Source organism: Amycolatopsis ruanii, from assembly GCF_003385175.1.
Classification (GTDB): Bacteria; Actinomycetota; Actinomycetes; order Mycobacteriales; family Pseudonocardiaceae; genus Amycolatopsis_E; species Amycolatopsis_E thermalba.
The window spans coordinates 12,244-26,139 of record NZ_PQHY01000033.1 but is presented as its reverse complement, the minus strand read 5'-3'; the positions used below and the strand labels follow the sequence as shown (position 1 = coordinate 26,139).

Annotated in this window: 13 protein-coding genes; 9 read left to right on the top strand and 4 right to left on the bottom strand. The window is 70.9% G+C overall.

Annotated elements, in window-relative coordinates:
* Window positions 1–215 precede the first annotated feature (215 nt).
* Window positions 216–3,221, top strand: coding sequence for an ATP-binding protein (locus tag D0D28_RS18975; protein WP_162831115.1), 3,006 nt, complete (start codon window positions 216–218; stop codon window positions 3,219–3,221).
* Window positions 3,222–3,385: 164 nt separating this feature from the next.
* Window positions 3,386–3,583: a hypothetical protein gene (locus D0D28_RS18970; RefSeq protein WP_094006765.1), complete on the top strand. Its 198-nt coding sequence runs from the start codon at window positions 3,386–3,388 to the stop codon at window positions 3,581–3,583.
* 53 nt (window positions 3,584–3,636) lie between these two features.
* On the opposite strand, the gene D0D28_RS18965 is transcribed toward D0D28_RS18970, so the two are convergent.
* Both D0D28_RS18965 and D0D28_RS18960 read right to left on the bottom strand, forming a co-directional pair.
* A complete protein-coding gene (locus D0D28_RS18965) occupies window positions 3,637–4,029 on the bottom strand; it encodes an SCO5389 family protein (RefSeq protein WP_116111480.1) in 393 nt (130 codons plus the stop codon).
* 21 nt (window positions 4,030–4,050) lie between these two features.
* Window positions 4,051–5,013, bottom strand: coding sequence for an ATP-binding protein (locus tag D0D28_RS18960; RefSeq protein WP_116111479.1), 963 nt, complete (start codon window positions 5,011–5,013; stop codon window positions 4,051–4,053).
* 125 nt (window positions 5,014–5,138) lie between these two features.
* On the opposite strand from D0D28_RS18960, the gene D0D28_RS18955 reads away from it, so the two are divergent.
* From D0D28_RS18955 to D0D28_RS18945, 3 genes are read left to right on the top strand one after another with little or no spacing between them, the layout of a single operon-like run.
* Window positions 5,139–6,542, top strand: a complete 1,404-nt coding sequence (locus D0D28_RS18955) for an RNB domain-containing ribonuclease (protein ID WP_116111478.1) — start codon at window positions 5,139–5,141, stop codon at window positions 6,540–6,542.
* Complete coding sequence (locus tag D0D28_RS18950) at window positions 6,539–6,913, top strand: DUF4326 domain-containing protein (RefSeq protein ID WP_116111477.1); 375 nt, start codon at window positions 6,539–6,541, stop codon at window positions 6,911–6,913. Before D0D28_RS18955 ends, D0D28_RS18950 begins: the two co-directional genes overlap by 4 nt.
* Entirely contained in the window at window positions 6,910–7,683 is a 774-nt protein-coding gene (locus tag D0D28_RS18945) for a helical backbone metal receptor (protein ID WP_094006760.1), read from the top strand. The genes D0D28_RS18950 and D0D28_RS18945 overlap by 4 nt, the downstream gene beginning before the upstream one ends.
* Here D0D28_RS18945 and D0D28_RS18940 read toward each other — a convergent pair.
* Both D0D28_RS18940 and D0D28_RS18935 read right to left on the bottom strand, forming a co-directional pair.
* Window positions 7,670–8,398, bottom strand: coding sequence for a cache domain-containing protein (locus tag D0D28_RS18940; RefSeq protein ID WP_094006759.1), 729 nt, complete (start codon window positions 8,396–8,398; stop codon window positions 7,670–7,672). The two genes, D0D28_RS18945 and D0D28_RS18940, sit on opposite strands and share 14 nt — an antisense overlap.
* Window positions 8,399–8,432: 34 nt before the next feature.
* Window positions 8,433–9,176, bottom strand: coding sequence for a FadR/GntR family transcriptional regulator (locus tag D0D28_RS18935; RefSeq protein WP_167481501.1), 744 nt, complete (start codon window positions 9,174–9,176; stop codon window positions 8,433–8,435).
* 132 nt (window positions 9,177–9,308) lie between these two features.
* Here D0D28_RS18935 and D0D28_RS18930 point away from each other — a divergent pair, with 132 nt between their 5' ends.
* The 4 genes from D0D28_RS18930 to D0D28_RS18915 are packed head-to-tail and all read left to right on the top strand — an operon-like array spanning window position 9,309 to window position 13,895.
* Window positions 9,309–10,739 (top strand): gamma-aminobutyraldehyde dehydrogenase, encoded by a 1,431-nt coding sequence (locus D0D28_RS18930; protein ID WP_094006757.1) that lies wholly within the window; start codon window positions 9,309–9,311, stop codon window positions 10,737–10,739.
* A 5-nt stretch (window positions 10,740–10,744) separates the two neighbouring features.
* A complete protein-coding gene (locus tag D0D28_RS18925) occupies window positions 10,745–11,812 on the top strand; it encodes an ABC transporter ATP-binding protein (RefSeq protein ID WP_094006788.1) in 1,068 nt (355 codons plus the stop codon).
* A 12-nt stretch (window positions 11,813–11,824) separates the two neighbouring features.
* A complete protein-coding gene (locus D0D28_RS18920) occupies window positions 11,825–13,036 on the top strand; it encodes an ABC transporter substrate-binding protein (protein WP_094006756.1) in 1,212 nt (403 codons plus the stop codon).
* Between the two features lies 1 nt (window position 13,037).
* Window positions 13,038–13,895 (top strand): ABC transporter permease, encoded by an 858-nt coding sequence (locus D0D28_RS18915; protein ID WP_162830562.1) that lies wholly within the window; start codon window positions 13,038–13,040, stop codon window positions 13,893–13,895.
* Window position 13,896 lies beyond the last annotated feature (1 nt).

The window sequence follows — 13,896 nt, the reverse complement described above, 5'->3', positions numbered from 1 at the left end:
ACGAGACGGTGTGGTCCAGCATCGGGAGGGGCACGACCAAAACAGTTGCAACGCCGGGCAACGCATTGCCGGGCAATGTGCCGCATAACGATGGAGTATCGGAAAGAGGCAGGCTCGCCCGAGCGTTGCCGGTGCGGTGACACTTCTTGAGGAGTGGGCCGCATCCGATGGGTGTGCGGGGGCGAATACCAATGGAATTTCGAATTCTGGGGCCGGTGCGCGTCGCCGCACCGGAGGCGCTCGACGAGCTTCGTTCCGTCAAGCGCCGTGGGCTGCTTTCGATCGTGCTGCTGCAGGCGAATCAGCGCGTGCACGAGGAAAAGCTGTTGAACTGGTTGTGGCGGGACGAGGACGGTAGCGAGAACCTCGCGGAGTTGCGCCGGACCGTCACGAAGGTCCGGCGTGTTCTGAAGCGCACGCCCAGCCGTCCGGAACTGCGGCGGGAAGGCGAATATTACCGACTCGACGTGAACCCCGATCTGGTCGATTTCCACGTCTTCCGGCGGCTCGCGAAAGAGGGGGCCGGCGCCCGGGAAAGACGGGAGCACCGGAAGGCGTTGTCCCTGCTGGAAAGCGCGCTGGAGCTCTGGCCGGAACCCGTGGCGTTCGAGAACGTTCCGCTGTCGTGGGCGCGGCAGGCCAGTGACCGGCTGGTCGAACACGAGCTGGTGCCCGCGTGCCGCGATTACTACGAAACCCACCTCGCGCTCGAACACTACGACGTCGTCGTCTCGCACCTGCGGCAGCGACCCGCGTTGTTGGAGCGCAACGAAACCATCGCGGCCGTCTACGTCCGGGCGCTGGCCGTCGTCGAGGACGCGGACGCCGTGGCGGACTTCCGCGAGCGGTTCGCCGACGGGTTCCGCGAACACTTCGGAGAAGACCCGAGCGAACGCTTCTTCGCGCTCTGCCGTCGGCTGATCGACGAGCAACCGCCGGCTTCGGCGTACGGCCTTCCCGAGCCGCCCTGTCTGCTGCCCCGCGACGTGCCCGACTTCGTCGGGCGGGAGGACCTGCTCACCACTCTCGACGACTGGCTGGTCGCCGACGACGTGCCGGGTGTCGCGGCACTGGACGGCCTGCCCGGATCCGGCAAGACCGCGATCGCGAAGCACTGGGCGCGGACGCGGGCCGAACACTTCGTGCACGGCCAGCTCTACGCCGATCTCGAGGGCTTCGGCCCGGCGCGCCCCCTGGCTCCCTCAGCGGTCCTGGCGCGGTTCCTCGCGGTGCTGGGCGTCCACCAAGCGGATCTGCCGCACGGCGTCGAGGAGCGGGTGATGCTGTTGCGGCACAAGCTGCGTGGCCGCCGGGTGCTCGTCGTCCTCGACAACGTCCGCGACGCGGCGCATGTACGGCCGTTGCTCGACGCCACCGCGCCGTGCTCGGTGCTGGTGACGAGCCGGAACCGCCTGGGGCTCGCCGACTGCCGTCACCTGACGGTCCCCAGCATGGCCCCGCACGAAGCGGTCGCGCTGCTGCACCGCCGGATCCGTGACGGGCGCGCGCGGCACGAAGCCGGTGCGCTGCGAAACCTCGCGCGCCTGTGCGACGGGCTTCCGCTGGGACTGCGGATCGCCGCCGAGTACGTGGCGGCCCGGTCCGACGTCGCGATCGGGGATCTGGTCGGTCAGCTCGGTTCCCGGCAACGACTCCTGGACCTGAGCAGTCCGGGGGACAGCGAGTACCGGACGTTGCGCGCGGTCTTCACGTCGTCGTTCGCGCTCCTGCGGCCGGAGGCGCAGAGGTTGCTGCGTCTGCTCGGGCTGCACCCCAGCGCGTCGATCACCAGCCCGGTGGCGGCGGCGATGGCCGGAACGCCGGTGCCGGACGTCGAGGACGTCTTCGCGGTCCTGCTCGGTGCGCGGCTGGTCGATCAGAAGACCGTGACCGGTTACCGCGTGCACGACCTCGTCCACGCCTACGCGGGCGACAGCGCGCGCCGCTACCTCGGGGAGGCGGAGCGACGCGAGGCACTCGTGCGGATGGTGGAGTTCTACCGGACCACGGTGGACAACGCGGTGCGCACCATCGAGCCGTCGCTGACCGAGGTGCCGGCGATGGCGGTGCCCTCCGGCGTGACGCCGCTCGAGTTCGCCGACCCGGAGGAGGCCCTGGCGTGGTGCACCGAGCAGCGCGCGCAGGTGCTGGCCGTCAGCCGGGTCGCCGCCGACGAAGGTCTGCACGAGCAGGTGTGGCGCATCGTCGGGCGGTTCGCGGAGGTTCTCAAGCGCCACGGTGATCCGCGGGAGGTCGTCGAGGTGCACGAGATGGCTCTGCGGTCGGCCCAGATCGCGGCGTCGCGGCTGGGGGAGGCGATGCTCACGAACAACCTGGGGTCGGCGCTCCTCGGGGTCGACGAGTTCGAGCAGGCGGAGACCGCTTTCCGGCGTGCGCTCCAGCTGAGCCGGGAGCTGGGGGACGATCTCGGGCAGGCCGTCGCGTTGCACAACGCCGGTCACGCGGCGTTCCTGCGTGGGTACCTCGCGCGCGCCGGGCGGCTGTTCACCGAGGGCCTCGAACTCTTCACCCGGCTCGAGCACCGCCTGGGCCGGTGCAAGGCGTACCTGCACCTCGGTGACATCGAGTGGCGGCAAGGCCGTGCCCGCGCGGCTTCGCTCTGCTACCGGCACGCCCTGGCCATCGAGCGCCACCCGGACGTCCTGGCCAAACTGGCCGCGTTCCACCACGAGACCGGGGAGCCGGACGTGGCCGTCGAGTACGGCCGCGAGGCCCTCCGGCTGCACCGGGAGGCGCGGCACGAGCGGGCGGCGTGCGGTGATCTGCTCGTCCTGGCCGAGGCGCTGCACGACCTGGCCGAGCACGAAGAGGCGATGAGTTGCGCGCGGGAGGCGACGAGTCTCGCCGAGAGCTGCGGCGACCTGCGGACGAAAGCCGCGGCGCTGGAGTTGACGGGCGTGTGCGCGGAGGCGCTGGAGGCCCGGGGACGCGCGGCCGAGTTCTGGACGGCCGCGGCGGACCTGTTCGAGGAACTCGGGGACAGCCGGGCCGCGCGGGTCCGTGCCCGGCTGGCGGAGGCGGGCGCTGCCCGGGTGATGCCCGAACAGCGCCGCGCCGGGAATGGGTCAGTTGAGGATCTGCGTGATCTGCCAGCAGGCCAGGACCGCGAGGCCCGCCATTGCGACGGGCTTCGACCGGCCGAGCCTGCTCAGGCTGCGGCCGAGCGCCGCAACAGCGTTCTTGATCATGGCGGTCAGTAGACCACCGAGGCGCGGTATGGAGCGGAGGCGGGCACCGATCCGCGGTAGCTCGATCGTGGATAGGATGGCAGGTTCTTCTACTTGGAATAGCCCTCGGGGCGGAGCGCGTCGCTCGGCGGTGAAGACCGGGTGACAGCGGGGCCGCCGGGTGCGAAGCTCGGAGCATGGCGAAGAGCAAGGATCCCAACCCTGACCAGGGGTGGTATTATAATACCAGGACCGGCGAGGTCGAGCACCTCGAGCGGTCGCGGTCCATCGATCTCCTCGGGCCGTACCCGGACGAGGCCACCGCCCGCCGGGCGCTCGAGATCGCCCGGGAGCGCACCAAGAAGGCCGACGAGGAAGACGCCAAGTGGCGCTGACCGACGAGCAGGAGCCCCGGACCGCGGGGGTCCGGGGCTCCTAGAACACACCGTCAGCAGTCGCGCAGCGCGGGGCTCTGGTTGCGCAGCTGGCCGGCCGCCGAGATGAACTCCCGGTACGCGTCACTGTCCACGGCGGCCGGGCGGAAGGCCGCGACCCGGTGGCAGTTCTGGAACGCCAGCTTCATGCCGAAGTGCCGCTCCAGCCCGCCGCGGATGGCGTCCGAAGCCAGCGCCCGCAGCAGCTGGCCCCGCTCCTTCTCGCTCGGCGGCGGGGTCGCGTGGTCGGCGAACGCGGCGGCGCCGCCCTCGAGGTCCGCGGCCACTTCGCTGATCACCTGCCACGCGTAGGGCAGCGAGTCGCGCACGCAGGCGACGAACTCGGCGTCGCTCACCTCACCGGATTCGGCGCGGGCGAGCAGGTCGGCGGGTACATCGAGGGACATCGTGCTCCTTTCGATTTCTTCCTACGCCCCGGCCAGCGCGGGCGGGCCGGGCACGAACTCGGGGTCCACCTGCGCGGCCAGGTCCAGCCCGGTGCGCTCGGTGCCCCACGACCGGGCGTTGCGCAGGTGGAACTCGACCGCCTGGCGGTGGAACTTCGCCCAATCCCGCGGTGTGGCATCCACAGTGGACTGGATGGTGGCCAGCGCGTCCAGGTTGTGCGGCTCCAGCGCGGTGATCGGCCGGGTCCGGCCGCGCTCGGCGGCCCGCACGTGCGACGACCCGGTCAGCCAGCACAGCAGGTCCGGGCCCAGCTGGTCGCGCAGGAACTCGACGTCCTCGTCGTCGGTGACCTTGTTCCCGACCACCGCGAGCCGCACGCCGAAGTCGCGCGCGTACTCGGCGTACTGCCGGTACACGCCGACGCTGCGCAGCGTCGGCTCGCACACCAGGAACGTCACGTCGAACCGCGTGAACAGGCCGGAGGCGAACGCGTCGGCGCCCGCGGTCATGTCCATCACCACGTACTCGCCTGCGTCGTCGACCAGGTGGTTGAGCAGCAGCTCCGCCGCGCCGACCTTCGAGTGGTAGCAGGCCACGCCGAGGTCGTCCTCGGTGAACTGCCCGGTCACGCCCAGCCGGACCCCGGCGACCTCGCGGAAGCACGCCGCGAAGACCGGGTTGTCCTCGAACGGCCGCACCAGTCGCGATCCGCGCCCGGGCGGGGTCGTCTTGATCATCGCGTCGGCGCCGGCGATCCGCGGGTTGTCGCCACGCAGCCAGTCCTTGATCAGCGGGAGGTGCTCGCCGAGCGTCGGCAGCGCCGCCGCCTCCTCGGCGGACGCGCCCAGCGCGACGGCCAGGTGCTGGTTGATGTCGGCGTCGATGGCCAGGACGGGGTGGCCGGAACCGGTGAGATAAGCGGCGAACAGCGAGGTCAGCGTCGTCTTCCCGCTTCCGCCCTTGCCGACAAAGGCGACTTTCACAGTGGGGGCACCCTTCATCCAGTTGAAAACGATATCGCTTTTCGGTGGTGTGCGGGCAAGATACACCCGTCCGGCTCAACCCCGAACGGGCGACCGAACCGGCGATACCGGGTTAGGGTCTAGGTGTGCACCACGTCGTGACCAGCACGAACTCGGCGGACGGCGGGTTCGCCCGGCTGCGCGCCGAGTTCGAGCTGCCGGAGGACTTCGACCCGGCTGTCCTGGCCGAGGCCGAGAGCGTCGTGATGGACCCGTCCGAGTTCGCCGCCGACCGCGCCGACGCGACCGACCTGCCCCTGGTCACGCTCGATCCGCCGGGCGCGAAGGACCTCGACCAGGCCATCCTGATCGAACGGCGCGCACGCGGCTTCCGGGTGCACTACGCGATCGCCGACCTCGCCGCGTTCGTCACGCCGGACGGCCCGATCGACCGCGAGGCGCGCCGCCGCGGCCAGACCCTCTACCTGCCCGACGGCACCGTGCCGCTGCACCCGCCGGTGCTGTCCGAGGGCGCCGCGAGCCTGTTGCCCCGCGAGGTCCGGCCCGCCGTGCTGTGGACCCTGGACCTCGGCCGCGGCGGTGAACTCACGCACGCCACCGTGCGCCGCGCGCTCGTCCGCTCCACCGAGCAACTCGACTACGCGACCGAGGACCCGGCCGCGCCGCACCCGTCGATCGCCGCCCTGCCCGAGCTGGGCACGCTCCGCCGCGAACTGGCCGTCCGCGGCGGCGCGGTCGAACCGCAGCTGCCGGACCGGATCATCGGCGCGAACGGCGGCGACTGGGTGCTCGGCATGCGGCCGCGCACCAGACTGGAGGCCTGGAACGCCGAGATCTCCCTGCTCACCGGCATGGCCGCGGCGGAGATGATGATCGGCGCGAAGATCGGCCTGCTGCGCACCCTGCCCGAGCCGGACGCCGAAACGCTCGACTGGCTGCGTGGCGCGGCCGGCGCGCTGGGCATCGACTGGCCGGCGGGGACCAGCGTCGCCGAGTTGCTCGCCGGGCTCGACCCGGCGCAACCGGAGTCGATGGCCTTCTACACCGACACCACCCGCCTGCTGCGCGGCGCCGGCTACACCACCTTCGACGGCGAGCTGCCCGAGGTCGTCACCCACGCCGGCATCGGCGCCCCGTACGCGCACGTCACCGCGCCCATCCGGCGGCTGGCGGACCGGTTCGCCGCCGAGGTCTGCCTCGCCGTCAGCGCGGGCGAGCCGGTCCCGGCGTGGGCCCGCGCGGCGCTGACCGAGCTGCCCGGCCTGATGAACGCCTCCGACCTGCTCGCCGCGCGGGTCGAGAAGGCGTGCCTGGACCAGGTCGAGGCGTGGATGCTGGCCGACCGCGTCGGCGACACGTTCGAGGCGGTCGTGCTGCGGGCGGAGGAGAACCGCGCGGAGATCCTGCTGGCCGACCCGCCGGTGATGGCGCGGTGCGCGGGGGAGAACCTGCCGGAAGGCCGCCGCATCACGGTCCGGCTCACCGCGGTGGACGTCGACAAGCGGAAGGTGTCGTTCGAGCGGGCATGAGCGACTGGACCGACGAGGAGCGCGACCTGGCGCGGCGCGTGCGGGACGGCCACGCGGTGGTCGTCAACGTGCGGAAGTCCGGACCGCACGAGCACCTCGTGCCGTGGCTCGTGGCGCACGACCTGATCACCTACATCGGCCACCGGGGCAACCGGCACGCTTGGCCCGAGTCCCCGTTCGCGAACCCGTTCGTCAAGGAGGCCAAGCAGGACCGCGCCGCCATGGTGCGGCACTACCGCGAGTACCTGAACGGGCGGCCGGACCTGCTGGCCCGGCTGGACGAACTGGCGGGGCGGGCGCTGGGATGCTGGTGCGCGCCGGAACCCTGCCACGGCGACGTCCTGCTGGAACACCTCGAAGGAGACCGATGACGCTGTTCGACGACCTCGGCGCGGACGTGCCGCTGCGTGGTGTGCCCCAGCGCGTGGTCTCGCTGGTCCCGGCTCTGACGGAAGCGGTCGAGGAGAGCGCGCCCGGCCGCATCGTCGGCGCCACCGACTACTGCACGCACCCGGACCGCCTGGAGGTGTCGCGGGTGGGCGGGTCGAAGTACCCGAAGGTCGACGACGTCCTGGCGCTGCGCCCGGACCTCGTGCTGGCCAACTCCGAGGAGAACCGGCCGGAGGACGTGGAACGCCTGCGCGCCAACGGGGTTCCGGTGTGGGTGATGGAGGCGCCGGCGACCGTCCCGCACGCGCTGGCGTCGTTGCGCCGCCTGCTGGCCCAGGCGCTGGAAGTGTCCGAACCGGACTGGCTGGTCACCGCCGAGGAGCTGTGGCGGGAGGCGAAACCCGAGCGCGCCCGGGCGGTCGTCCCGGTCTGGCGCAAGCCGTGGATCGTGCTCGGCCGGGACACCTTCGGCGGCGACGTGCTGCACCGGCTGGGCATCGTGAACGTCTACGCCGACCACGAAGATCGTTATCCCCGGCCGAAGATCGACGAGCTGCGGGCGCGGTTCACCGAGGGCGGGGCCGATCTGCTGGTGCTGCCCGACGAGCCGTACCTGTTCACCGACACCGACGGCCCGGAGGCGTTCCCGGACGTGCCGTTCGTGCTGATCTCCGGCCGTTACCTCACCTGGTACGGACCGTCCCTGGTGGACGCCCACCGCGAGCTGTCCGCGGCGTTCAGCGCTTGGTGACCAGCAGGGCGATCGGCGCGTCACCGCAGCGGAGCAGCACCGTGTCCGCGTCGTGCACCGGCGGCGCGCCGGAGTTCCACCAGGACGCGATGTCCGGATCCCGCACCAGCGAACCGGTCGCCTGGCGGGCGGTGTTCGCGGCGATCACCCGGCCCTGCGCGTTGATCACGGCGGCCCGGCCGTCGACGCGGCGCAGCTTGGGCAGCAGCAGCCGCTCGAACTGGTGCACGAACACGTCCGCCCCGACGACCCCGGCGAACGCGCCGTCCCGCAGCACCGGGACGGTGAAGGTCAGCGTGTACTCGTCGGTGCACAGGTAGTCGACGTAGGGGCCGGTGATGTGGCGGCGGCCGGAGTCGCGCGGCACGGTGAACCACGACTGCCGCGTGTAGTCCAGGAAGTGGTCGCTGGCCGGGTCGAGGCTGATGAACAGCTGCGCGGGCGGCCCGCCGGGCGTGCACGTCCACCATTCGAAGCCGAAGCGCTGGTCGGCCAGTGCGTCCGGGGCGGCGATGAACCCGGCCCCCACGATCCGCTCGCCCAGCGCCGCGATCACGTCCGGGCGCAGCGCGTCCAGGTCGGCGGCGCGGACCGGGCCGGGTCTGCCGAGGATCGCGGTGGCCGCGGCGACGGCGGGCGCCAGCCGCTCGAAGACGCCCTCGACGATGCCGGACACCTCTTCGGCGATGTCCTCGCCGGCCAGCGTGTCGTTCACGATGCCGCCCCTGGTGTAGTCGAGGTGTCGAAGCTTAGGACCCGAGTAGGTCAAGATGCACCTCACCCAATCGGTCGATGGTGTCCAGGATGTGCTGCTCGGTCAGCTTGCGGGCCAATTCGCCGTCGGCCTGGGCGATCGCCGCGGCGATCGCCCGGTGCTCGGTGCACGCCGTCACCGGATCGTGGTGCCCGAGCGGCAGCCACAGCAACGCGCCCTGTTCGCTCTGCAACCGGATCTCCTGGTGGGTGAGCCGCGGGGACTGGGACGCGGCGGCGACCTCCAGGTGGAACTGCCGCTCGGCGCGGGCGGCCGCGGTGCCGACCGCACCGTCCAGGTCCTCGGCGGCGAGCTGGACGCGGGCGATGTCCTCGGTGGAACTGCGTTCGGCGGCCAGCCGGGCGGCGGCGCCCGCGATCGCGACGTAGTCGTCGCCGATGTCCCGCAGTTCGCTCAGCGAGACCTCGCGCAGCCGCGCCCGCCAGGTCTCGTCGTTCTCCTCCGGCGGCGCGCAGACGAAGCTGCCGCCGCCGCGACCCCGCTTCGTCTGCACCAGACCCTGCTGCCGCAGGGCCACCAGCGCCTCCCGCACGGTCACGGTGGACACCCCGAACTGCTCGGCGAGCTCGGCCTCGCTCGGCAGTTGCTCCTGGTCGGCGAGGACACCCAGCGTGATCGCGTCCACCAGCCGCCGGGCGACGAGCTCGGCCCGCCCGGTCTGGTCCAGGGGCGCGAACAGTACTGATCGCGCGCTGGGGGACGTCAACGGCCTTCGCATCGGGCTCCTTCTTTCGGGTACCGCCGCGAACAATCCTGCCTCAAAGCCTTGTCCTATGAAATATGGTCTTATATGTTTTCCGGCCATCGGGGTACCGACCCGCACCGTCCCCGCCGAGCCAGGAGCCTGCCCGTGCACCAGCTGAAGCACTTCATCGACGGCGAACTCGCGGATTCCGCTGACGGAGCCGTCGCCGAGATCATCGATCCGGTCACCGGCCGGCCGTACTGCACCGCGCCCGTCGGCGGCCCGCAGGACGTGGACCGTGCCCTGCGCGCCGCGGCCCGGGCCTTCGAGCAGTGGCGCGAAACCACGCCCGGCGACCGCCAGGTCGCGCTGCTGAAGATCGCCGACGCCGTCGAGCGGCGGGCCGAGGAGATCGTCCGCGCCGAGTCGGCCGACACCGGCAAACCGCTGGCCGTCACCACGGCCGAGGAGATCCCGGTGATCATCGACCAGTTGCGGTTCTTCGCCGGGGTCGCCCGCGCCCTGGAGGGCCGCGCCGCGGGCGAGTACCTCACCGGGCACACGTCCTACGTCAGGCGTGAGCCGATCGGGGTGTGCGCCCAGGTGACGCCGTGGAACTACCCGCTGATGATGGCGATCTGGAAGATCGCGCCCGCGCTGGCGGCTGGGAACACCGTCGTGCTCAAACCCGCCGACACCACCCCGGCGTCCACCGTGCTCCTCGCCGAGATCGCCGCCGAGTTCCTGCCGCCGGGCGTGCTCAACGTCGTCTGCGGCGACCGGGCCACCGGCCGGACGCTGGTCGAGCACGACATCCCGGCGATGGTGTCGATCACCGGCTCGGTCCGCGCCGGCATCGAGGTCGCCGGCTCCGCGGCCGCCGACCTCAAGCGCGTCCACCTGGAACTCGGTGGCAAGGCGCCGGTGATCGTCTTCCCCGACGCCGACCTGGAGAACGCGGCCGAGACCATCGCGGGCGCCGGGTTCTTCAACGCCGGCCAGGACTGCACCGCCGCCACCCGGGTCCTGGTCCACGAGGACGTGCACGACGAGTTCGTGGCCGCGCTGACCCGGCACGCGGAGGCGACCAAGACCGGGCTGCCCGACGACCCGGACGTGCTCTACGGGCCGCTGAACAGCGCCGGTCACCTCGCGAAGGTCACCGGGTTCATCGAGCGGCTGCCCGCGCACGCGACCGTCCACACCGGAGGCAAGCGCGCCCGCGACGAGGGCTACTTCTTCGAGCCGACCGTGGTTTCCGGCGTCCGGCAGGACGACGAGATCTCGCAGAACGAGGTGTTCGGCCCGGTCATCACCGTGCAGCGGTTCGCCGGCGACGACGAGGCGCTGGCCGCGGCCAACGGCGTCGAGTACGGGCTCGCGTCGTCGATCTGGACCGCCGACCACAGCCGCGCGATGCGCCTGTCCGCCAAGCTCGACTTCGGCTGCGTGTGGATCAACACGCACATCCCGCTGGTGGCCGAGATGCCGCACGGCGGGTTCAAGAAGTCCGGCTACGGCAAGGACCTCTCGCTGTACGGCCTGGAGGACTACACCCGCGTGAAGCACGTCATGACGGCCTGGGGAGCGCAGTGATCGACATGTCGCCCAACCAAGCACCCGCACTGGCCGAGAAGACCGCCCCGGCCGGGACCACGAGCGCGATCCGCCTGCGCGGCCTGCGCAAGGAGTTCGGGTCCGTCGTCGCCGTCGAGGGCGTCGACCTGGACATCGCGCAGGGCGAGTTCTTCTCGATGCTCGGACCGTCCGGCTCGGGCAAGACCACCGTGCTGCGCATGATCGCCGGGTTCGAGCTGCCCACGTCCGGGACGGTCGAACTGGCCGGCCGCGACGTCACCCGGCTGGCGCCGTTCGAACGGGACGTCAACACGGTGTTCCAGGACTACGCGCTGTTCCCGCACATGACCGTGCAGCAGAACGTCGAGTACGGGCTGCGGGTCAAGAAGGTGCCCCGCGCGCAGCGCCGCGAACGCGCCCGCGAGGCGCTGCGGACCGTCCACTTGGAAGGGTTCGAGGGCCGCAAACCCACGCAGCTGTCCGGCGGGCAGCGGCAACGCGTCGCGCTCGCCCGCGCGCTGGTCAACCGCCCCAAGGTGCTGCTGCTCGACGAACCGCTGGGCGCGCTGGACCTGAAACTGCGGCACGCCATGCAGACCGAGCTGAAGCAGATCCAGCGCGACGTCGGCATCACATTCATCTTCGTCACGCACGACCAGGACGAGGCGCTGACGATGAGCGACCGGATCGCCGTGTTCAACACCGGCGGGATCGAGCAGGTCGGCACGCCGAGCGAGGTGTACGAGAAGCCGGCCACGGCGTTCGTCGCCGGGTTCGTCGGCACGTCGAACCTGCTGTCCGGCGACAGCGCCGAAGCCGTGCTCGGCACGCGCGGCGTGTTCAGCATCCGGCCGGAGAAGATCCGCATCGACCCCGACCTGTCGCAACCGGCCGCCGCGGGCGAGGTCTCCGCGACCGGCACCGTCACCAGCACGTCCTACGCCGGCGCCACGGTTCGCTACGTGGTGGCGCTCGACGTCGGCGGGCAGCTCTCGGTGGTCCGGCAGAACGCCGGCGCACCCCTCGAACTTGCCGACAACCGCGTCCGTCTCGCCTGGCGGCAAGAGCACAACTTCCGCATCACCGAGTAAGGAGCCAACCAGATGCGCAACAGCCGGACCCTGCGCTTGATCGCGGGGCTGATGTGTGCGGGGACCGCCGTGGCGGCCTGCGGCACGTCGAGCACTTCGTCCAGCCCGTCCAGCACGGGCGGGCAGGGGTTCACGCCGCCCAAGCTCGAAGCCCTCTCCCAGCTCGGTCAGCCCGAGGGCGCGCTGAACATCCTGGCCTGGCCCGGTTACGCGGAGAACGGGTCCAACGACCCGAACGTCGACTGGGTCACCCCGTTCGAGCAGGCCACCGGGTGCAAGGTCAACGTCAAGACCTTCGGCACCTCCGACGAGGCCGTCAGCCTCATGAAGACCGGCCAGTACGACGTCATTTCCGCCTCCGGTGACGCCTCGCTGCGGCTCATCGCCGCCGGCGACACCGAACCGGTCAACACCAGCCTCATCCCGAACTACGCCGACGTCTACGACTTCCTCAAGAACAAGCCGTGGAACAGCGTGAACAACGTGTCCTACGGCGTGCCGCACGGCTGGGGCGCCAACGTCCTGACCTACCGCACCGACCACGTCAACCCGGCACCGACGTCGTGGTCGGTGGTGTTCGACGCGAACTCGCCCTACAAGGGCAAGGTCACCGCGTACGACTCGCCGATCTACATCGCCGACGCCGCGCTCTACCTGATGAAGACCAAGCCGGAACTGGGCATCAAGAACCCCTACGCCCTGGACGACAAGCAGTTCCAGGCCGCGGTCGACCTGCTCAAGCAGCAGCGCCCGCTGGTGTCGGAGTACTGGTCGGACTACCTCAAGGAAAGCCAGGCGCTGAAGAACGGCGACGCCGTCATCGGCACCGCGTGGCAGGTGACGGTCAACCTGACCAAGTCCGAGGGCGCGCCGGTGGAGTCCACGCTGCCGGTCGAGGGTGCCACCGGCTGGTCGGACACCTGGATGGTCTCCACGAAGTCGCCGCACAAGACCTGCGCCTACAAGTGGCTCGACCACATCGTTTCCCCGCAGGCCAACGCGAAGGTCGCCGAGTACTTCGGCGAGGCCCCGGCCAACCCGAAGGCGTGCGCGCTGACCGCGGACGCGAAGCACTGCGAGACCTACCACGCCGGTGACGCCGCCTACGCCAGCCAGATCTGGTACTGGACCACGCCGATCGCGCAGTGCGTCGACGGCCGCACCGACGTCAAGTGCAAGGACTACGGCGAGTGGACTCGCGCGTGGACGGAGATCAAGGGCTGACATGAGCATCGCCGCCAGTGTGTCGGGATTCCTCTACCGCAAACCCAGGCTGCGGCTGGGCATGCTGCTCAGCGCGCCGCTGCTCTGGCTCGGCCTGGCCTACCTCGGCGCACTGGCGGCGTTGTTCGTCACCGCCTTCTGGCACACCGACACGTTCACCGGCCAGGTCGTCACCGAGTGGTCGCTGGACAACTTCGCGACCCTGTTCACCGACGAGGTCTACCGCACGATCACCTTCCGCACGCTCGGGATCGCGGTGGCGGTGACGGTGATCGACGCCGTCATCGCCTTCCCGATGGCCTTCTACATGGCCAAGTTCGCCTCGCCGCGGGCGCAGCGGATCCTGGTGATCGCGGTGATGACGCCGCTGTGGGCCAGCTACCTGGTCAAGGCGTACTCGTGGCGGGTCATGCTGTCGGGCAACGGGCTGGCCGGGTGGCTCTTCGGCACCACCCCCGGCTACGGCCTGACCGCCACCATCCTCACGCTGTCCTACCTGTGGCTGCCGTACATGATCCTGCCGATCTACGCGGGACTGGACCGGTTGCCGAACTCGCTGGTGGAGGCGTCGAGCGACCTGGGTGGACGGTCGTGGCGGACGTTCCGCACGGTGGTGCTGCCGCTGACCTTCCCCGCGATCGTGGCCGGGTCGATCTTCACCTTCTCGCTGACGCTCGGCGACTACATCACGGTCAAGATCGTCGGCGGCGCCAACCAGATGCTCGGCAACGTCGTCTACGACAACATCGGCGCGGCGAACAACCTCCCGTTCGCGGCGACGGTCGCGACGGTGCCGGTCGTGATCATGCTCGTCTACCTCGCCGCGGTGCGCCGGACCGGCGCGCTGGACAACCTCTAGG

Coding starts and splice junctions, on each gene's coding strand:
- D0D28_RS18945 (WP_094006760.1), top strand. CDS start 6,910: ATGACGCTGTTCGACGACCTCGGCGCGGACGTGCCGCTGCGTGGTGTG.
- D0D28_RS18920 (WP_094006756.1), top strand. CDS start 11,825: ATGCGCAACAGCCGGACCCTGCGCTTGATCGCGGGGCTGATGTGTGCG.
- D0D28_RS18970 (WP_094006765.1), top strand. CDS start 3,386: ATGGCGAAGAGCAAGGATCCCAACCCTGACCAGGGGTGGTATTATAAT.
- D0D28_RS18925 (WP_094006788.1), top strand. CDS start 10,745: ATGTCGCCCAACCAAGCACCCGCACTGGCCGAGAAGACCGCCCCGGCC.
- D0D28_RS18935 (WP_167481501.1), bottom strand. CDS start 9,176: ATGCGAAGGCCGTTGACGTCCCCCAGCGCGCGATCAGTACTGTTCGCG.
- D0D28_RS18965 (WP_116111480.1), bottom strand. CDS start 4,029: ATGTCCCTCGATGTACCCGCCGACCTGCTCGCCCGCGCCGAATCCGGT.
- D0D28_RS18915 (WP_162830562.1), top strand. CDS start 13,038: ATGAGCATCGCCGCCAGTGTGTCGGGATTCCTCTACCGCAAACCCAGG.
- D0D28_RS18950 (WP_116111477.1), top strand. CDS start 6,539: ATGAGCGACTGGACCGACGAGGAGCGCGACCTGGCGCGGCGCGTGCGG.